Source organism: Emticicia sp. 17c, from assembly GCF_037153985.1.
Classification (GTDB): domain Bacteria; phylum Bacteroidota; class Bacteroidia; order Cytophagales; family Spirosomataceae; genus Emticicia.
This window is the reverse complement of sequence record NZ_JBBAYI010000065.1, coordinates 1-774: the sequence shown is the minus strand read 5'-3', so window position 1 is coordinate 774 and position 774 is coordinate 1. Positions and strand designations below refer to the sequence as shown.

Here is a 774-nt window from a genome sequence, read left to right as displayed (position 1 = left end):
AAATTCATTTTCTTATCAACCAATCTTTACCGAAGACCAAAATCATTGTCTAATTAAACGCCCGTTTGTTTGTACTTTTACTACCCTAAAACTTAAGTCATAAAATAATTCTTTTTATAGATAGAATTGTATATTTTTGTTGTATAATAAACAAAGTATATTTTTTATAACTAAATATCCAATAACTCTATACAACACAAATGAAAATAGGCTACGCAAGGGTAAGTACCAAAGACCAAGTTTTAGATTTACAAATTGATGCGCTCAACAAAGAAGGTTGTGAAATAATTTTTAAAGAAACCGCATCGGGTGTTAAAACTGACCGTCCTGAATTACAGAAACTTTTGACTCATATCCGTAAAGGTGACATGGTCGTGGTTTATAAACTCGACCGATTAGGACGTTCACTCAAACACTTACTTGAGGTAGTAGCTGAGTTCAATTCAAAAGAAGTTGCTATTAAAAGTATCAACGATGCTATTGATACCACTACCCCACAAGGAAGATTATTTTTTAATATTTCGGCTTCATTTGCTGAGTTTGAAAGAGATTTAATTCGTGAGAGGACGAAGTCAGGTTTAGAAGCTGCACGAGCCAGAGGAAGAAAGGGTGGTCGCCGACAAGGAATGACCAAAGAAGCGGAACAAAAAGCTATTCTTGCGGAAGCATATTATAAAGAAAACAAATTGGGGGTTAATCAAATAGCCGCAGAAATAGGTGTTTCAAAAATGACCCTTTATAAGTATCTCAGATATAGAGGGGTAAGCATTGGTA

1 protein-coding gene is annotated in these 774 nt (G+C 34.5%); it reads left to right on the top strand.

Annotated features, from left to right (window positions below):
* Positions 1 to 200: 200 nt before the first annotated feature.
* Positions 201 to 774, top strand: a 574-nt coding sequence (locus WAA15_RS24495; protein ID WP_337045481.1) for a recombinase family protein, incomplete at its 3' end; no start/stop codon positions are given.